Below are 17,382 nucleotides of genomic sequence, written 5' to 3'. Positions count from 1 at the left end.
CCGGGCGAGGCAGAGTCAAGCCGCTTCACGATCTCCTGTCAAGCCGAGTCACTAATGTAGTCACTAAACTGCCCCTCCGGGCGCGCGGAGAAGGGAAGTGCACATTGACATTCAGAAGTCGCGTGGCATTGACTTAAGTCGAGAAGCCCGCCTGCTGTGCCCTTTTTCGTGCTGCCGCCCGGCGGGCAACCGCGAGACCTAGGAGTTCTCCGTGAAACCCCTCGTTCATGCCGTGGTGGGCTGCGGGCGAGTAGCGCCCAACCACGTCGACGGATTTTCCGCGCTACCGGGCGCCGAACTGCGCTGGGCGTGCGATCGCGACCTCTCCCGGGCCCGGGCCCTGGCCCGGGAGTACGGACTGCCGCAGGTGACCTCGCACGTGCGGGACGTCCTGGCCGACCCCGTGGTCGACAGCGTCTCCATCACCGTCGACCACGCCCAGCACTACGAGCTGGCCGCCGCAGCACTGGAGGCAGGCAAACACGTCCTGGTCGAGAAGCCGCTGGCCATGACCGTCGAGGAAGGGGCCGCCCTGACGGCTCTCGCCGAACGCGCCGGCCGCGTCCTGTCGGTCGTCTCACAGCACCGCTACGACCCGGTGGTCCGCGCCGTGCGCGACTGGTTGGCCGACGGCCTCCTCGGGCAGCTCGTGTCCGGCACCGTCAGCCTCCAGTGCGGCCGTGACGACTCCTACTACGCCGACAGCTACTGGCGCGGCACCTTCGCCGGCGAGGGCGGCTCCGCCCTGGTCAACCAGGGCTACCACGCCCTCGACGTGACGCGCTGGCTCACCGGTGGCCTCGCCGTCGTCGGCGCGGCCGTCGGGCACACGGCACCCCGGGGCGGCATGGAGACGGAGGACACGCTGGCGGCCGTCCTGCGGGGCCCGCAGGACGCGCTGGTGACGTACCAGGTCACGGTCGCCAGCAGCATCACCTGGCGCACCCGGATCGAACTCGTGGGCACCGAGGGCTCGGTCCTCTTCGACCTGGACCACCCCGGGACGCTGCACCTCGCCGAGGGCGGCGACGCCCTGCGGGCGGCGGCGCGCGAAGTGGGCGCGCAGAAGGCACCGGCCCCCGCCGGCATCGGCTACTACGGCATCTCGCACCGCCGACAGATCGCCGACTTCGCCGCCGCGATCCGCGACGGGCACACCATGGCGGCCGACGGCGCGGCGGGGCTCGGCACCCTGCGGCTGCTCCGGGACATCTACCGCACGGCCCGCTCCGAGGGCACGGCGCCCGGCGGCTCCACGGCTGCGCCCGTGTCGGGGCACGCCGTGCCGGCGGCCGCGGCGACGGCACTGGGCGGGTGACGGAGGATGGCTGACATCGTCGCCGTCGCCGGGGTCCCGCACACCCCGGGCTTCCCCGCGCTGGCCCGCGCCGACACGGCCGCCGGGGCGGAGCTCGCGCGGCGCTACGCGGCGGTCGACGAGGTGGTCGCACGGGCGGACGCCGACGTTCTCGTCGTCCTCACCTGCGACCACATCAACACCTTCACCCCCGACATGTGGCCGACGTTCGCCGTCGCCACCGGGGACAGCGCCAGCGGCCCCAACGACGACGTCCCGGGCGTCTCCCCCACCTCGTACGCCCTCGACAGGGGCGTCGGGACGCGGCTCCACCGCGGACTGGTCCGCCAGGACTTCGACCCGGTGGCCCTGCGCAGCCACTCGGTCGACCACTCCGTCGTCGTGCCGCTGCACTTCCTCAACGCGCGCCGGCTGCCCGTCGTACCCGTGTACCTGAACGGCATGGTGGCGCCCAGGCCCTCCGCCGAGCGCTGCAGACGGCTCGGCCGGGTGCTGCGCAACGCCCTGGAGGACCTGCCGGGCCGTCGCATCGCCGTCGTCGCCAGCGGCAGCTTCTCGCTGGAGGTGGGCGGCCCGCGCATGCTGCCCGACCGCTTGTACGGCGTTCCGAGGCCGACCTGGGCCCGTACCGTCGCCGACCGGCTGCACCGGGGTGACCTGGACGGGCTCGTGGCCGAGACCACGGAGCGGCGCATCGAGGAGGCCGGAACGGTCGCCGGCGAGATCCTGCCGTGGATAGCGGCCGCCGAGATGGCCGCGGACCTGTCCGTCGCCCACATGGACCACCGGGACGGCGAGGGGCACGCCTTCGCAGCGTGGGGTCCCGCCTGAACGGCCGCACGGCACGGGCAACGCCTGCGGCTCCGGAACGCGGTGGACGCGTTCCGGAGCCGAGGAGCAGAGGTGCGGCGGGGGAAGGGGACAGGAGCGGGCGGGCCGTGGACGGGCCGCACGAAGGAACAGGTCACGAAGGAACACGTCAAGAAGAGGACGAAAGGACCCACTGATGAGCGTCCATGCGATCGACCGGCTCTGCTACGACGTCGCGCACGAGCCGGAAACCCTGGAACGGCTGCGGACGGACCCGCGGCGGGAGCTCGCGCGCCGTCCGCTGACCGCGGAGGAGCGCGACGAACTGCTCCGGGGCGACGTCGCCGCCCTCTACCGCCGCGGGGCGCATCCGGTGCTGCTCGTACGACTGGCCGGCTTCCGCGTACTGGGCCTCGACCCGGCGCTCTACGCCGCTCGCATCCGTACGGCCGAACCGCGCTTCGCCGAACCGCGCTTCAGCGTGCCGGCGCCGCCGGAACCGGCGTGAGCCACTCGTCGTGCTTGCCGGTGACGGCGCGGACCGTGTCGTGGTAGCAGGATTCCAGCGCCCGCGTGATCTCCCCCGCGGTCTTGCCGTCGCCGAGGGCGAAGCCGTCGACCTCCACGGCGGGCAGCACCTCGGCCGCGGTTCCCATCAGGAAGATCTCGTCTGCGAGGTACAGCTCCGTCCGCTCCACGGGCCGGACCTCGACGGGCAGGCCGAGTTCCTCCTCGGCGAGCTGGAGCAGGGTCTTGCGGGTGATGCTGTCCAGGACGCCGCTGGCCAGGTCCGGGGTGATGATCCGGCCGCCCTTCACCAGGGCGATGCACGAGCCGGACGACTCGGTGACGTTGCCCGAACCGTTGAGGAAGACGGGCCAGTCGGCGCCGCGGGCACGGGCGTCGACGTTGCCCAGCCTGCCGTTGTGGTAGTTCGAGAACACCTTCATCGACGCCGGTGAGGCACCGGGGTTGAAGCGGGGCCAGGAGCTGACGGCGAGCGTGCAGGTGCGTCCCCGGCCGAGCTTGCTCTCGAACTCCCAGGTCTCGATGGCGATCTCCGCGGGGGTGCCGCGCGGCACCATCTGCTCCTTGTGCGTCCCTCCGGCGAAGCCCCACGGGCGCACGTAGAGGTCCTTGCCGCTGGTCTGCCACGAGGCGAGCAGCTCGACGGTGGCCGCGACGAGCGCGTCCGCGTCGAACGCGGGCTCCAGCCAGCTCAGCCGGAGCGAGTCCAGCAGCCGCTGCATGTGATCACGGAGCCGGAATCCGTGCAGCGTCCCGCGCGTGCCGCTCCAGTAGGAATGCACGCCTTCGAAAGCGGCGGAGACCGAGGCGTGCCCGACGGAACTGATGTGGACCGTCGCTTCTTCCCACGGCAGGAAAGTGCCGTTGCGCCAAATCAAACGCCCATATTCGGAAGACACACGTACCCCTCTCGGCGAAACTGAACGCGAGCTCGCGTAGAGCCTGGACCGGATCCTAAATTTCATCAGTCATGACTGTCAAGGCAGTCACAATGGGAGTCAAGTTCGAGGGAATGGCGCGGCGCAGGAAGGAAGCGGGCCGGGATCGGGCGCCGAGCGGGGGGACTGGCTTGGTCGGGATGGGTGGTTCAAGTGGTCGGCGTCACGACAGTGGCGGTTCAGTCCTCGGCGGGGTCGTCCTGGATCCGCAGACCAGCCACCCAGAGCGGCATCAGCAGGTGCACGGCGAGGACGGCGAACAGCACCGGTGAAACCAGGCCTTCGACCCGCACGTCCCCGAACCATCCGGCCGCACCCGCGCCGACCGCCGCCAGCAGCAGGAGCACCCCGGTGATCCGGTGGGCAACGGCATGGACGCGGTCCCGCTCGGCGACCTGACGCTCGTCCAGCATCCGACCGCGCAGTTCCAGCAGTCCGCGGGTGGCTCCGTTGATGACGCCGGTGGCCACCACCCAGAGCGGGAGCACGGCCAGCATGGCGAACAGCGGCCAGCGCGCATCGCTGAAGATCGTGGTCGCCCAGGCGGCGAAGCCGGCTGCGGTGAGCAGTAGCTGGGCTCCGATGACGACCCGCCTGCGCGTGGCCGTTGCGTACATCGGAGCCGGCGCCCGGTCGTTCATAATGGGCTGGACCGGCTCTCCGAGGCCGACCGTCAGGGCTGGCTGGACAACGCGCTTCTGCGTCCTCGCCGACCGTGCCCGTTCCAAGGCCGGATAGTTACTGACTGCGGCGTTTCAAGGCGAGGAGCAGCGAAGTCTCCCGTCTTGAGGATTGCGACGTCCTTCGCGCCTTGCTCGCAGCTGTCAACGGTTGGCTCCCAGGAGAGCGTGGGCGTGCCGGATGAGTGCCTGGCGTACCTCGTCCGGCGACAGCACTGTGAGCGGGGTGGCCAGGCTGAGGAGGTAGGCGGCGAGCTGGTCGGTGCTGTTGCCGCCGATCTCGACCATCGTCGCGTCCGGGCCGTCAGGGCTGTGTGTGCCGATGGTGGGCGGAACTTTTCGCAGGGCGCGGTCCAGGGGGAGCGGAAGGCGGATCACCGTGTACACGGGGTAGACGACGCTCGCGATCCCCCGCGAGACCACTGCTGCCGCATCGGGCGGATCGGTCAGGTCGGCCGGTTCGGTGGTGAGGCGTACGCTCACCACCCGGTCGGCGCGAAACGTACGCCATTCCTGCTTGGCGGTGTCCCGGGCAACCAGGTACCAGCGCAGGCCGGTGTGGACCAGTCGGTACGGGTCGACGGCGCGCACGGAGGCCCGGCCGGCGTGGTCCCGGTAGGAGAGGGTGGTGCGCAGTGCGCTGTGGCAGGCTCGCGCCAGTTCCAGCAGCAGGAGCGTGTCGATCTGCGGCTCGCCGGAACGGGGAGTGTGTTCGAGGGTCCCGTCCAGTGTGCTCAGCTGGTCCGCGAGGTGTGCGGGCAGGCTCTGGCAGAGCTTGAGCAGCGCGGACAGGGCGGCTTGCCCGGTGCCGAGGACTCCGCTGAGCGCGGCCTCGCGCAGGGCGACGGCGACGGCCAGGGCTTCCTCGTCGTCCAGTACCAGCGGTGGCATCCGGGCGCCCGGGCTGAGCCGGTAGCCGCCCCAGGGGCCAGGCGCGGATTCGACTCCGTAGCCCAGATCCCGCAGCCGGGCGATGTCCCGGCGGACCGTGCGGTCGGTGACCTCCATGCGCTCGGCCAGTTCACGGCAGGTCCACTCGGGGCGCGCGGACAACAGCGACACCAAGCGCAGCAGACGGGAGGAGGTCCTGATCACAATCCCCCAGTGTCCCGCATGACCAGGACAGGACCTGTCAGGGTCGTGGCCTACGGTCCGGTCCATGAACAACCCCCAGATCCGTCTGCTTTCCTTCGACTTCGACTGTCCTGAGCCAGCTGAGCTGGCCCGCTTCTACGGCGATGCGCTGGGCCTTCCCGTGCTGTTCCGCAGTGACGACTTTGTTCTACTGGGGCGGGAGGGAGCCCCTGGGCTCGGATTCGTCCGCCAGACCGGCTTCCGGCCTCCGGCCTGGCCCGACCCCGCCCACAGCAAGCAGGCCCACCTCGAACTGGGCGTCGACGACCTGGACGCCGCGCAGGAGAGGATGCTCGCCCTGGGCGCAACCGTGCCGTCCTTCCAGCCCCGGCCCGACGTGTGGCGCGTGCTCCTGGACCCTGCGGGCCATCCCTTCTGCCTGTCGACACACGGAATCTGAGCCCGTCCCGTTCCCTTCGTACACACCCGGCGGGTGACCTCTGGGCCGCCGGCGCCGGAACCACCAGCTCGAAGCACGCTGACCCCGGGAGTCTGGCGTCAGCGAGCAGCACACCCACCCGCCCGCGTGCGACACGCCGAACTCGTCCGTCGTCGTCCGGGCGGGACAGCAGGCCTCGTGGCGTGACACACCGGCCCGGAGGTCATCACCCGCAGGCGGCGGGCGCAGGCGGCGGACAGGCCCACCGACCAGTTCACCCGCCGCAGCACCGACGCCATCACTGGGCTCACCGCCCAACGCGTCCCGCTCACCGCGCCCGGCCGCATCGGCCCCCGGCCGCACCGACCCGTGGCCAGCAGGCACTCCGTCTCTTCGACCGTTCCACCCTCGCCTGGTGCAGCGGCGTTGCGATGCTCACCAGCGACCACCACACCGGCATCGACCCGGAAGGGCTTCAAGGCCCGGTCGGTCGCTCTTTCGGGTGCCAGTCCGCCCCAGCCCAGTCGTGCTCCACGAACTCGTCGGGAACCTGCCCACAAGGGGCGTAGATGCTGATGAACAAAGTCGTGGTCGAGTTGTTCCACTGCACGTCGACCTGGTCCCCGTCTTCCGGGTTCTCGAATCGGAAGCCCAGTTGGCGGAAGGCCCCGCCTGCACGGTCGCCTTCGTGGGTGAGTTTCCAACCCTTCTCCACCAGCTGCTGGCGCACGCGCTGCTGGGCGTCTCGGGCGGTGGCTTCAGGGACGTCGGGCACGCTCCAGTCGAGACCGAAGCTGCGGACGTCGCTTCGTGCCTCGTCAATGTGAGCGATGCTCCTCAGCCCGCGGTGGTAGCAGGCGCCGGTACCGCCCCTGCCCGACTCTGCGGCGTACTTTTCGGGCAGCGCGAAGCCGTCGTACACCTCGTCGGACCGTGCCCTGAGCCGTTGTGCGACCGCGTCGGGGTCGACCGAAGGATACGGCGCGCCGTTCCACATGGCGTTCCCCGCCACTACGGCAACGACTGGCAGCGCCACCATCACGAGCCCTGTGACGGCATGCAGGACGGACCGCTTGGAGACGCGGGCTTTGGTTACAAGGCTCTTGAACATGCATGCGACGGTAGGCGTCACCATTGCTCGACGCATGAGTAGCCGTACCCAGCAGCTTCCGGAGCACTCACTGAGTCGGGTGCCGGAGCAACGAACGCAGAGGGCCGAACCACGGCGACGGCCATGGCGGTCACGGGGGCGGTCAGCCCCTTGCCGAACAGGGCCACCGACAGGATCGCCAGCAGCAGTGCGGGGAAGGCGAACAGGATGTCGAGCGCCCGGCCCACCGGGGCGTCCACCCAGCCGCCCGCCATCCGGAGAACAGTCCGACGGCGATACCGGTGAGGGTGGAGACGACCACCACCGCCAGCGGGCCGGCGAGGCTGGTGCGGGTGCGGAGGATCAGGGCCGAGAAGGTGTCGTGCCCACCCTGGTCGATGCCCAGCCAGTGGGCGGCGCCGGGGCCGGTCAGGGTCTCGCCCAGGCTCCCGTAGGTCGGGTCCTGCGGGGCCAGCCACGGGGCCGGCAGCGCGACCACGACGAACAGCGCCAGCAGGATCAGACACTGGGCGGCGGCCCCACATGGCGGCGGATCACGGTCCGTCGGGGGACGCCCCGGCTGAGCGCGACCTCCACGTGCTCGCGGCGCAGTTCGTCGAGCATGGCCGACCGGGTCACGCGGGTGACCAGGGCCGTGAAGCTCACGGACAGGGCGATCGGCAGGGCCGAGACGGCGCCCAGCAGGAGGGAGGCCGGCAGCCGGGACCAGATGACGGAGGAGACGTCCTGGTGGAAGACGTGCGAGCGGCCGAAGTCGCCGTGCGGGGCCCCTCCAGCCAGTGCCAGTACCGCACCAGGAAGGGCTCGTCGAAGCCGTACTTTCTGGGGATGAGGGGGCCGGGGGGCCGGGAATCAGGCGGTCGCGGCGAAGACGAGCTGTCCGCCGACGTACGTGCGCAGCACCCGGGTGTCGGCGATCTCCTGGGAGGGGTGCGCGAAGGGGTCCCGGTCGAGCACGACGAGGTCCGCGTACTTGCCGGCCTCGACGGTGCCGGTGTACTCGTCGAGGTGGTTGATCCAGGCGCTGCCCGCGGTGTAGGCGGTGAGGGCCTGGGCGAGGGTGAGGGCCTGCTCGGGGAGGAACGGGGCGGCGCAGGGCTCGGCCTGCCCTGGGGAGTCGGGGGCTTCCACGGGGACCGTGCGGTTGACGGCCACGTGGATGCCCCACAGCGGGTTGGGGCTGCTCACCGACCAGTCGCTGCCGGCGACCAGCCGGACCCCGGCGCGCTGGAGGTCGCCGAACGGGTACTGGCGGGCGGCGCGCTCGGGCCCGAGGAAGGGGATGGTCAGCTCGTCCATCTGCGGCTCGTGCGCGGCCCACAGGGCCTGGATGTTGGCTGCGGCGCCCAGCTCGGCGAAGCGGGCGATGTCCTGCGGGCTGACGACCTGGAGGTGCGCGAGGTGGTGGCGGTTGTCGTTGGCGCCGTTGGCCTCGCGGGCTCCTTCGAGGGCGTTCAGGGCCTCGCGTACGGCGCGGTCGCCGAGGGCGTGGAAGTGGATCTGGAAGCCCTCGCGGTCCAGTTCGCGGACCGCCTCCTTGAGCAGGCCCGGCTCGATGAAGCTGAGTCCGGAGTTCGCGGTGGCGCAGCCGCAGGCGTCCAGGTAGGGCTCCAGCATGCCGGCGGTGAAGTTCTCGGCGATGCCGTCCTGCATGATCTTCACGCTGGTGGCGTTGAAGCGGCCGACCTGGCCGGTGCGGCGGCGCTCCAGCAGCTCGGGCAGCTGCTCCATGCCGCGTTCCCGGTCCCACCACAGGGCGCCGACCACCCGGGCGCGGAGTGTGCCTTCGCGGGCGGCACGGAGGTAGACGCCGAAGTTGTCGGGGGTGCCGGGGAAGGCACCGATCATGGCGTCCTGCCAGGCGGTCACTCCGAGGGAGAACAGGTGTTCCTGGGCGGCGAGCAGTCCGGCGTGCGCCTCGTCGGGGGTGGCGAGGGGCACGTGCCGGCCCACCAGGTCCATGGCGCCCTCCTGGAGGGTGCCGGCCGGGGTGCCGTCGGGCTCCCGTTCGATGCGGCCGTCGACCGGGTCGGGGGTGTCGCGGTCCACGCCGGCCCGTTCGAAGGCGAGGGTGTTGGCCCAGGCGCCGTGGCCGTCGCGGTTGGTGAGCATCACCGGCCGGTCCGGCACCACCGCGTCGAGCATGGACCGGGTGGGCGTGCCGCCCGGGAGGACGTCCATCGACCAGCCGCCGCCGCGGACCCAGGCCGCCCCGGGGTGCTGGGCGGCGTACGCGGCCACGGTTTCGAGGTAGCCCGCGATGGTGCGCTCCTCGCTCAGGTCGCAGCCGAGCATCTGCAGTCCGGCGACCACGGGGTGGACGTGGGCGTCCTGGAAGCCCGGGAGCAGCAGGCCTCCGGCGAGGTCGACCACGTCGGTGGACGCGTCGGCGAGCGAGCGCACCGTGGTCTCGTCGGCCACCGCGGTGATCACTCCGTTCGCGATGGCGACGGCGGCGTCGATCGGGGCGGAGCCGGTGCCGGTGAAGACGCGGCCCCCTACGAACACGGTGTCCGCCCGCTGGCTGGTGGTGCCCATTGACGCATCCTCACGCTCGGGCGGGGCGGCCCCCGCTGGCTGGTTTGTTGAGGAGGAGTGAACGGCAGCGCAACAATGTTGTCAACGATGTTGCGCCACCTCTCTTCCACGTCGATACACTGACCCGCACGATGTCGAAGCCACCTGCCAACGCCGCCCGGAGCAAGAGAGCCGGCAGCCAGCTCACCCCCGAAGCGATCATCGAGGCCAGCCTGCGCATCGCCGCCCGGGGCAGCGAGGACGCCTTCACCGTCCGGCGCCTCGGAGAAGAACTGGGCGCCGACCCGACGGCCATCTACCGGCATTTCCGCGACAAGGACGACCTGCTGCTGTCCGTCGCCGACCGCACCCTCGGAGAAGTGCTGGACAGCATCCCCGAGGGCCTGGACTGGAAGGGGCGGATCCGGGCGCTCGCCGCCGGTTCCCTGGAAGTCGCACTGCGGTATCCGGTGGTGGGCTCGACCATGGCCAGCCGGACCACCCGGCGGCCCAACGAGTTCCGGGTGGTCGAGCTGATCCTGGGCGCAGTCCGGGAAGCCGGCCTGGACGGCGCCGAGGCCGCGGTCCACTACCGGATGGTCGGCGACTCGCTCCTGGCCTTCGTCGGCCAGCGCGCCGCCTACCTGCTGTTCGACGCCGACGTACGGGCGGCCGACGAGTCCTCGTGGAACCGGGAGTACAGGATGGTCGACCCGGAGGTCTTCCCGAACATCACCGGGCTGAGCACCGAACTGGCCGAGGTGACGGAGATCCAGATCTTCGAGGTGCGGGTCGAGGCGCTGATCACGGCCATCGAGCAGCGCGCCGCGGAGCTGCGGGGGGCGTAGCGGGGGGCGTAGCCGGGGGCCGCACAGCCGGGGCCCGGGCGGCGGGGCGGCCGGGCCCCAGGCGGCCAGACAGCCCGGCGGCCCGGCGGCCCGGCGGCTCGGCGGCTCGGCGGCTCGGCGGCTCGGCGGCTCGGCGGCTCGGCGGCTCGGCGGCTCGTGGGATCGTGATCATCACCGCGGGGCCGGCCGGTCGCGGGCGGATGTCGCGTCCGCTGTGCGAGTGAGGCCTGGGACACGGGATACTGGCCGCATGGCTCAGCTGTCCTCCCCCGTCCCGCCGGCACCCGTCGGCGAGGTCCTGCGCGAGCGGTACGCCAGCCGCCTGCCCGCCTCCCTCGGCGAGCTCGCCGGCCCGGCCCGCGGAGTGGTGGAGCTGCCCCTGCACGTCGCCTGGTCCGGGCTGCGCACGTACGACCTGGACCGGCCCCGGCAGCGGATGAGCCTGTACCGCACCGTCCTGGCCGAAGGGCAGCACGACGACCTCATCGCCCTCCTCGACGGCGACCTCCTGATCGAGCAGTGGCCGGTCCTGCGCACCCTGGTCAGCCGGCACGTCCGCCAGGTCTGGGAAGAGCGCTTCCCCCGGCTCACGAGCCGGGCGACGTCCGCCGCGTGAACCTCAGCGCCCTCCACCGCCGGCTCCTGGCCGACGTGATCGCCATCGGCACGCCCTACCCCCTCGTGATCACCGGCGGCTACGCCGTCCAGGCCCACGGCCTCGTCGACCGGCTCAGCCAGGACCTCGACGTCGCCACCGAGAACCCCGCGCCCATGGCCGAGATCACCGCCGACCTGGTCCACGAGCTGAGCAGACGCGGCTGGCGCGTCGCAGTCATCGCCGTCGACCCGCTGTCCGCCCGCCTGATGGTCACCGACCCGGCGGACGGCGCCGAATGCGAGGTCGACGTCCTCAAGGAGAACCTCTGGAGCCCCCCGGCCCACACCGCGTACGGCCCGGTCCTCGCCCTCGACGACGTCATCGGCACCAAGGTCCGCGCCCTGGCCGACCGCGGCGCGGTCCGCGACCTCATCGACGTCCATGCCGCCGCCCGCCGGCGCACCACGGCCGAACTCGAACACCTCGGCCGGCGCCACGGCCGCGACGAGTTCCGCCTCGACGACCTCCACGACCGCCTCGCCGGCGCCGACTGGTACGACGACGAGGAGTTCCACGCGTACGGCCTCGACGACGAGGCGATCACCGCCCTGAGGACCTGGGCCGGGCACTGGGCCGCCGACCTCGAACAGCGCCTCGCCGCCCCCGCCGCGGCCGACGACGCCTTCTGACCCCACCGCGACCCCAAGAAGCTTCGGTGCCGGGGCGTTCAGCCCTTCCAGTTGCAACTGCCGCTACGGGAGCGGGCTCAGGCGGGGGCGTTCCCGGTCCGGGCCCGCGGGACGCGAGCAGCGCCGCCGTTGAGCTGGTCTTCGGTGGCCGCCTGCTCGGCAGCCCCGCGGCGCCGGAAGAGGCGGACGGCGTCGGCGCGGACGGCCTGCCAGGCGCTGGTTGCCATGGCGGCGACGATGGTGGCCGCGCCGACTTGGGCAAGGGCCGGGCGATCCGACAGCTGCCGCGGGCAGGGCGCAGCCGGTCGGTCCCCGTCGGTCATGATGACCGGCGAATCCCCGTGACCTCGACCTCGCATCGCCGCCGCCCACGCCGTCGGACCGTGCCCGCCGGGCGGGGAGGCCAAGTGGACCGACCGGGTCCGCGAACGGGCCGTCAGCCTCCACGTCCTCGGGGACACGGTCGGGCAGGACGTCGCCCGGCTGGATTCGCGAAGCAGTTCACGGCCACGCTGCCGGACGTACCGGTGGAGCCCTCCAGTACCGCGGCGTCCTGGTCCTGCGCAACACCTCCGGCGAGCTGGAACAACCGATCGGCACCGACCGCGGCGACTCCGAGGCAGGCCGGGCGATGATCGAACGGGCCCGGGCGCTGATCGGCCACCGGGTCCGCGTGTACCGCCTCAACGAGCGGGTGGCGTCCAACCCGAAGCTCGAGGTACGCAGCGTCGTGCACCTCGCCGACCTCGGCCTCGGCCTCGGCCTCGGCACCGACCCGGTGCACGAGAACAGCGGTCCGCCAACTGGCCGGCGCGCTGGGCCGCCTCCCGCACGCCGAGGGAGGCCCGCCACCGGGCTGGGGCCATCTTGGCATGTCCACATTTGAGAGGATGATCGCTCGAAGCGATGAAGTGCGGGTCGTGGCGGCATCTGCCGCCCGGCCCGGGGAAAGGCGAGATGAGATTGCGTACGTGGACGCGCGCTGCAGCGGCAGCGGTGGGTGCTGTGACCGTGACCGCCCTCCTGACCGGGTGCAATGGCCCTGGAACGGCGAAGGGGAACAGCTCACCATCGCCGCGTGCCGCCGCGGACACCAAGAAGACGTTCCGCCTGGGCGAGGCCAGTCCGGAGCAGGAGAGCCAGAAGCTGGACTCGCAGGACGCGAAGTTCACGGTGACACCGCTGGAGGTGCACACCGGTACCGAGGCGGACATCGAGAACTCCGGCCTGCAGAAGGACGACAAAGGCCCGCAGATCCCCGTCTTCGTGTGGTCGACGCTCACGCACAAGAGCGGCACGCCCATGAAGGTCGGTGACATGGACGGCGACCTGATGATCAGGACGGAGTCAGGTCTGAGGACGCGTGCCCTGATCGTCATGATGGGCAGTGCGAAGTGGGCCAACTGCCCGGCAACGCAGAGCGAGAAGACCCTGGGCCCGGGTCAGTCCGAGAAGATCTGCACGGCGTTCCTGATCCCCGCAGGGCAGAAGCCGGCCGCGGTCGAGGTCTTCCAGGGCTTCAACGCGGAACCAGCGCAGTGGCCGGTCAGCGGCTGAGCCGAGTGCCGGGCCGACCGCGGTTGCGTCCGCGGCGCTGGCGTCACCGCACCCCGGCCCGGCCGCCAGGTGAGCCAGGGGGCGAGCCCCGGCCTCGAAACTGCTACAGCAGTTGGCTCTGAGAACAGTCACGCGCACCGTGTAGCCCTGGCCACGTCGCACGGTCACCCTGGGCACCGCCGAGGCCGAGCAGGTCCTGCACCGCCTCGCCCGCGGCGGCCGAAGCACCCACCGACCAGGCCATCGAGGGGCTGGGCAGGGCGATGGCACGGCGTTCTACTGGGGCCGCCGTCCGGCATCGGCCCCGTGCAGGCTGACGAGTGTCAGATCGGCCCTCGTGTTCGAAGCGTTCGTAGGCGCCTTGCTCGCGTGGCACCGGAGAACGAGTCACGCGGTCACGGCTGCCCTGTCCCAGGGGTTCGTTGTCACGGTGCTGGTCCTGGCGGAGCGAGCGGGCATCCAGGTGGAATGGCAACCAGCAGGATTCGCCGAGACCGGCCGCCTTACTTCCGGGGCTTCCCACCCGACTGACCCGCATGAACCGGACACCATCCGACTGCGCAGAAGCCCGCCTTCGTGCTGGCTGCGCACCGCCACTTGAAGGCCGGGCCCCGGCGACCGGCGATCTTCGCCGAAGTCATCCGCGCGCGACCAGCACGGGCGTCCCGGACCTCACGCAGACCAGACGCGTGACCTGCAACTTCACAATGCGCAGGGCTCGATGACCCGAACGGCAGCCCCTGGGCTACTTGCCATCCAAGTATGTGGTCAGGCGTGATAGCAGAGGCAGCGCCGCCTCAAGCGTCTTTCGTTCATCGGAACTGAGGACATCGTTGATCGCGCTGCCGAGCCAGTCCGCACGCCTTCGGCGCTCCTCGGCCAGACGGTCACTTCCCGTCGGCGTGAGGTGGAGCAACAGCTTGCGCCCGTCGCTGGGGTGTGCCTCGGCATGCACAAGGCCCTGAGCCAGGAGTTCTTTGACCGCCTTGGCGGCCGACTGGTGACTGACTCCCCGCTGTTGTGCGATATCGGCGGTGGTCAGCGGGCCGCTGCGGTCCAGGTAGCCCAGGACGGCGGCCTCGCCGGGCGGCATCTTGTCGGCAGTGCGCACAGTGCGCACGAGCCGTCCGATGGTCAGGCGAAGTTCTTCGGCCAGCTCACTCTCGTCCATGATGCCAGCTTACCCACCCCCATCAACCAAACTGTACACCTTGGCTACATTGTTTGCTTTGGTGCTCCAGATACACCCACCAGCCTCGCAGTCAGGGGCAGGGCGTCGCAGTCGAGCCGCAGTCGACACTCGCAGCGCCGATATCTACAACCACACTGTACAGTCTGGCTGTAGATATTCGGTCGGTTCGGAAAGGACCCGCTGTGAAGCTCACCAAGCACGCCCATGCCTGCGTCACGCTGGAGAAGGACGGCACCCACCTGGTCATCGACCCCGGCACCTTCACCCCGGACGCGGCAGAGGCCGTCACCCAGGCTCACGCCGTCCTGATCACCCACGAACACTTCGACCACTTCGACGAAAAGCTCGTCACCGCCGCTCTCGAAGCCCAGCCCGGGCTGCAGGTCTACGGGACAGCCACGGTCGCAGCCACCCTCGGCAGCCACGATGGCCGCGTCCACGCCGTCGCCGCCGGCGACACCTTCAGCGTCGGTTCCATCACCGCCACCGTCCACGGCCACCGCCACGCGCTGATCCACGCCGACATCCCGTGCCCCGACAACGTCGGTTACCTCCTCGACGACGGAGCCGTCTACCACCCCGGCGACGCCTACTTCGCGCCCGACGCTCCCGTACGCACCCTCCTGCTGCCGACCAGCGGCCCATGGACAAAGCTCGGCGAAGCCGCCGACTACGTCCGCACCCTCAAGCCCGAGCGCATCATCCAGATCCACGAACTCATGCTCAGCGACCTGGGCCAGCACTCCACCGCCAATCTCCTCGGCGAGAAGGGCCTGACCGGCACCCGGATCGACCGCCTCGAGCCCGGCACCACCGTCCAGCTGTAAGCGCTCGTTCCCAACGGACGCGGAGGCGGCGGAAGCCGTGGAGCCAGGCGATGGTCCGTTCCACAACCCACCGGTGACGCCGACAAGGTGCTCGTGCAGATCTGAGACCCCCGAACAAATTCCCCATACAAGGGTGGTTGCCCAGGAACGACCGGCGAGGCGAGAAGAAGGCGCATGACCGAGCATCAGAGGCTGGTGTGGGAGCCGTCGGTGTCCGCGTTCGATCCTAGGCGCACTGCCGCCGCAAGCACCGAGAACACAGAAGTCGTCGAGGCCCAGCTCGTGGACGCCGAGCTGCTGCCGGCCACCGTTCCACCCCCGTCGGTCCCCGCCTCCCACTCGACCGCCACGAGACCAGCGCCCCGGCACGACCGAGGTCCGCGGAATGCTGGCAGATTCCGCAAGAGGTGGGCGGCGACACCTGGTAAGCGCAGCCGGCGGCCTGCAGACCGGCGTTACACCGCGACCCCGCCGCTCTCGGCTGGCTGTAGTCGCCGCTTTTCCAGCCTGGCGCGGGGGCGTGAACCGTGCACCGGCCAGCACTCCTGTGCACCCCCACGCGTTCCGTGCGGTGTCTCTTTGCCGGCCGAACTGGGGGCTGGTTGAATCCGGTGCCGTGGAGAGTGCAGGCGGAACGCGCCCGGGCGGCGACAGGACTATCGTGCTGATGGCCATAGATGATGGCGAGGCGTCGAGGATCGCGTCAGACCGGCCGGATCCGGATGACCAGTGGGCCGCAGGCTTCCCCCGTGAAGACGATTGCGCGCCGGCCGCCAGCCGTCTGACCAACGCTGCGGCGGCCCCGGCTCCCTTCGGCGTGTACCGGATCGTGCCGCTCTCCCACGGGCTCACCATCGGCACGATCGGCTTCCACCGTCCGCCGGACGCCTCCGGCCGCGTGACCATCGGGTACGGAATGGTCAGCGCCGAGTGGGGGCAGGGATACGGATCTCAGGCGGTCGCTCGGCTCGTCGAGATCTGCCGCGACCATGGCGGCGTCGCTGCGATCGACGCCGAGACCGACCTGCACAACGTCGGCTCCCAGCGCGTCCTGGAGAAGAACGGGTTCGCACGCTTGCGGACTACCGAAGAGAGCTGCTTCTACGCGCTTGAGCTCTTCCGGGGCCGGCGAACGGAGCCAGCGACGAGAAGCGCCGCAATGCCCTTCTCAGCTGCCTCGCGGTCGTTGAGCAGGTCCTGCCGTTGATCGATGATGAATGGCGGCGCGGTCGAGCACTACGAGCGCCTGGGGGAGATGGCCGCGTTGGCAGTCGAAATCGGCAGGTGAGAGCGCGGACGTTGACCTCGAAGACCTCCTGCCCAGCCGATGCGCAGACCCTTCTCCGCACTACTGGGGGCGTAGGAGGAGCCGAGGGAAGATGCGGCAAGATGACACAATGACCTACCTCCACGACGCCCGGGAGGAGCTGCGTGGACAGCTTCGGCTTGGCCAGCGGCTGGCCGGAACAGTGGACTGGGTTCACCGTCCAGGCGTCACCGGGATCGGTGTCGACCTGGGCCTTGCCGTCGGCGGCTTCGTCGACGTGCTCATGTTGCCGCGCGACGTGACGCGCTGGCCTGCCGTCGGCACGGCGACGGACTTCGAGATCTGGTGGATGGATGACCGTCCGCAGATCAGACTCATGCCCGTCGACCCCGGCTTCGTGCGCGAAGACTTCGACAGCTGGGTGCTCGCGGAGGGCTCCCGGGCGGCAGCGCTATGGCGTGAGCGCCAGCGGGGCTCTCGGACGGTGCTGGCAATGCCTGATCAGCCGAGCGGGCTGTCCCCTGACTCGCCTTGCTGCTCGTCGTTGACGTAGGCGCTCGGCCCTGCCGCTTCTGGCCCGCGATGTGCCGCAGGCTCTCTTGAAGGTTGGCGACCTCGCCGGGCCATTGCAGCTGTCGGGCTTCGTCCATGAAATTGCCGCCGGCGAGAAGGTCGGGGTCATCCCCGCGGGTGCGGGGAGCAGTCCTCGACGGTGAACTCGGGGCCCAGCTCGATGGGGTCATCCCCGCGGGTGCGGGGAGCAGACTTGCTGACCTGCCACTTTAGGTGAGCCGAAGGGCGTTTTCGAGTACTTTCACCGGGTCAGGCAAATCCGGAGAAAAATCACGCATCTTCATCTGCCTCGGCAGGCGAGCCAGAGCATCGGCCAGTTGATGTACTTAGAAGCTGTTGTCTTTCCGGACGTGATCGACGCGTTTCCGCTGGTCGGGGACGTTCCGTGGGAGTGGTGGCCTGTCGGGTCGTCGTTC

General features: G+C 70.6%; 21 protein-coding genes. 12 read left to right on the top strand and 9 right to left on the bottom strand.

The window, feature by feature from the left end; all coding sequences use genetic code 11:
* The first annotated feature begins 211 nt into the window (after positions 1 to 211).
* The 3 genes from ACSHWO_RS37710 to ACSHWO_RS37700 all read left to right on the top strand — a co-directional run bounded on the left by ACSHWO_RS37710 (position 212) and on the right by ACSHWO_RS37700 (position 2,636).
* Positions 212 to 1,318, top strand: a complete 1,107-nt coding sequence (locus tag ACSHWO_RS37710) for a Gfo/Idh/MocA family protein (protein ID WP_438319770.1) — start codon at positions 212 to 214, stop codon at positions 1,316 to 1,318.
* A gap of 6 nt (positions 1,319 to 1,324) precedes the next feature.
* The gene (locus tag ACSHWO_RS37705; RefSeq protein WP_438319769.1) at positions 1,325 to 2,149 is read left to right on the top strand and encodes a hypothetical protein; all 825 of its coding nucleotides are present in this window, start codon (positions 1,325 to 1,327) and stop codon (positions 2,147 to 2,149) included.
* Positions 2,150 to 2,324: 175 nt separating this feature from the next.
* Complete coding sequence (locus ACSHWO_RS37700) at positions 2,325 to 2,636, top strand: hypothetical protein (protein ID WP_438319768.1); 312 nt, start codon at positions 2,325 to 2,327, stop codon at positions 2,634 to 2,636.
* Here ACSHWO_RS37700 and ACSHWO_RS37695 read toward each other — a convergent pair.
* From ACSHWO_RS37695 to ACSHWO_RS37685, 3 genes are all read right to left on the bottom strand, one after another.
* Positions 2,605 to 3,555: an aminotransferase class IV gene (locus ACSHWO_RS37695; protein ID WP_438319767.1), complete on the bottom strand. Its 951-nt coding sequence runs from the start codon at positions 3,553 to 3,555 to the stop codon at positions 2,605 to 2,607. The genes ACSHWO_RS37700 and ACSHWO_RS37695 overlap by 32 nt on opposite strands.
* Positions 3,556 to 3,773: 218 nt before the next feature.
* Positions 3,774 to 4,211, bottom strand: a complete 438-nt coding sequence (locus tag ACSHWO_RS37690) for a hypothetical protein (protein WP_438319766.1) — start codon at positions 4,209 to 4,211, stop codon at positions 3,774 to 3,776.
* Between the two features lie 207 nt (positions 4,212 to 4,418).
* Positions 4,419 to 5,369: a helix-turn-helix transcriptional regulator gene (locus ACSHWO_RS37685; protein WP_438319765.1), complete on the bottom strand. Its 951-nt coding sequence runs from the start codon at positions 5,367 to 5,369 to the stop codon at positions 4,419 to 4,421.
* A 64-nt stretch (positions 5,370 to 5,433) separates the two neighbouring features.
* Between ACSHWO_RS37685 and ACSHWO_RS37680 the strand changes: the two genes are divergently transcribed.
* A complete protein-coding gene (locus tag ACSHWO_RS37680) occupies positions 5,434 to 5,808 on the top strand; it encodes a VOC family protein (protein ID WP_438319764.1) in 375 nt (124 codons plus the stop codon).
* 454 nt (positions 5,809 to 6,262) lie between these two features.
* Here the strand turns inward: ACSHWO_RS37680 and ACSHWO_RS37675 are convergent, their stop codons facing one another.
* The 4 genes from ACSHWO_RS37675 to ACSHWO_RS37660 form a co-directional block, all read right to left on the bottom strand.
* Positions 6,263 to 6,898 carry a hypothetical protein gene (locus ACSHWO_RS37675; protein WP_438319763.1) on the bottom strand — a complete coding sequence of 212 codons (636 nt, stop codon included), beginning with the start codon at positions 6,896 to 6,898 and terminating at the stop codon, positions 6,263 to 6,265.
* 17 nt (positions 6,899 to 6,915) lie between these two features.
* Complete coding sequence (locus ACSHWO_RS37670) at positions 6,916 to 7,152, bottom strand: hypothetical protein (RefSeq protein ID WP_438319762.1); 237 nt, start codon at positions 7,150 to 7,152, stop codon at positions 6,916 to 6,918.
* Positions 7,153 to 7,396: 244 nt separating this feature from the next.
* Positions 7,397 to 7,543: an ABC transporter permease subunit gene (locus ACSHWO_RS37665; protein WP_438319761.1), complete on the bottom strand. Its 147-nt coding sequence runs from the start codon at positions 7,541 to 7,543 to the stop codon at positions 7,397 to 7,399.
* Positions 7,544 to 7,750: 207 nt separating this feature from the next.
* A complete protein-coding gene (locus ACSHWO_RS37660; protein WP_438319760.1) occupies positions 7,751 to 9,436 on the bottom strand; it encodes an amidohydrolase in 1,686 nt (561 codons plus the stop codon).
* A 131-nt stretch (positions 9,437 to 9,567) separates the two neighbouring features.
* Between ACSHWO_RS37660 and ACSHWO_RS37655 the strand changes: the two genes are divergently transcribed.
* From ACSHWO_RS37655 to ACSHWO_RS37645, 3 genes are all read left to right on the top strand, one after another.
* Entirely contained in the window at positions 9,568 to 10,263 is a 696-nt protein-coding gene (locus tag ACSHWO_RS37655; RefSeq protein WP_438319759.1) for a TetR/AcrR family transcriptional regulator, read from the top strand.
* Between the two features lie 250 nt (positions 10,264 to 10,513).
* Positions 10,514 to 10,879 carry a hypothetical protein gene (locus ACSHWO_RS37650; protein ID WP_438319758.1) on the top strand — a complete coding sequence of 122 codons (366 nt, stop codon included), beginning with the start codon at positions 10,514 to 10,516 and terminating at the stop codon, positions 10,877 to 10,879.
* The gene (locus ACSHWO_RS37645) at positions 10,876 to 11,550 is read left to right on the top strand and encodes a nucleotidyl transferase AbiEii/AbiGii toxin family protein (RefSeq protein ID WP_438319757.1); all 675 of its coding nucleotides are present in this window, start codon (positions 10,876 to 10,878) and stop codon (positions 11,548 to 11,550) included. Before ACSHWO_RS37650 ends, ACSHWO_RS37645 begins: the two co-directional genes overlap by 4 nt.
* A 77-nt stretch (positions 11,551 to 11,627) precedes the next feature.
* On the opposite strand, the gene ACSHWO_RS37640 is transcribed toward ACSHWO_RS37645, so the two are convergent.
* Positions 11,628 to 11,777, bottom strand: coding sequence for a hypothetical protein (locus tag ACSHWO_RS37640; RefSeq protein WP_385843628.1), 150 nt, complete (start codon positions 11,775 to 11,777; stop codon positions 11,628 to 11,630).
* 778 nt (positions 11,778 to 12,555) lie between these two features.
* On the opposite strand from ACSHWO_RS37640, the gene ACSHWO_RS37635 reads away from it, so the two are divergent.
* Both ACSHWO_RS37635 and ACSHWO_RS37630 read left to right on the top strand, forming a co-directional pair.
* Positions 12,556 to 13,107 carry a hypothetical protein gene (locus tag ACSHWO_RS37635; protein ID WP_438319756.1) on the top strand — a complete coding sequence of 184 codons (552 nt, stop codon included), beginning with the start codon at positions 12,556 to 12,558 and terminating at the stop codon, positions 13,105 to 13,107.
* A 337-nt stretch (positions 13,108 to 13,444) separates the two neighbouring features.
* Complete coding sequence (locus tag ACSHWO_RS37630; protein ID WP_438319755.1) at positions 13,445 to 13,708, top strand: DUF6086 family protein; 264 nt, start codon at positions 13,445 to 13,447, stop codon at positions 13,706 to 13,708.
* A gap of 144 nt (positions 13,709 to 13,852) precedes the next feature.
* Here the strand turns inward: ACSHWO_RS37630 and ACSHWO_RS37625 are convergent, their stop codons facing one another.
* Positions 13,853 to 14,278, bottom strand: coding sequence for a MarR family winged helix-turn-helix transcriptional regulator (locus ACSHWO_RS37625; RefSeq protein ID WP_438319754.1), 426 nt, complete (start codon positions 14,276 to 14,278; stop codon positions 13,853 to 13,855).
* Positions 14,279 to 14,481: 203 nt separating this feature from the next.
* Here ACSHWO_RS37625 and ACSHWO_RS37620 point away from each other — a divergent pair, with 203 nt between their 5' ends.
* The 3 genes from ACSHWO_RS37620 (at position 14,482) to ACSHWO_RS37610 (ending at position 16,946) form a co-directional block, all read left to right on the top strand.
* Complete coding sequence (locus tag ACSHWO_RS37620) at positions 14,482 to 15,126, top strand: MBL fold metallo-hydrolase (RefSeq protein ID WP_438319753.1); 645 nt, start codon at positions 14,482 to 14,484, stop codon at positions 15,124 to 15,126.
* A gap of 667 nt (positions 15,127 to 15,793) precedes the next feature.
* Positions 15,794 to 16,333 (top strand): GNAT family N-acetyltransferase, encoded by a 540-nt coding sequence (locus ACSHWO_RS37615; protein ID WP_438319752.1) that lies wholly within the window; start codon positions 15,794 to 15,796, stop codon positions 16,331 to 16,333.
* A gap of 190 nt (positions 16,334 to 16,523) precedes the next feature.
* Positions 16,524 to 16,946, top strand: a complete 423-nt coding sequence (locus ACSHWO_RS37610; RefSeq protein ID WP_438319751.1) for a hypothetical protein — start codon at positions 16,524 to 16,526, stop codon at positions 16,944 to 16,946.
* Positions 16,947 to 17,382: the final 436 nt, after the last annotated feature.

This window comes from Streptomyces pallidus (ex Mingjun et al. 2026) (assembly GCF_051550185.1).
In the GTDB taxonomy this organism is placed as follows: domain Bacteria; phylum Actinomycetota; class Actinomycetes; order Streptomycetales; family Streptomycetaceae; genus Streptomyces.
The sequence above is the reverse complement of the archived record's forward strand: the minus strand, read 5'-3'. Positions and strand labels throughout refer to the sequence as shown.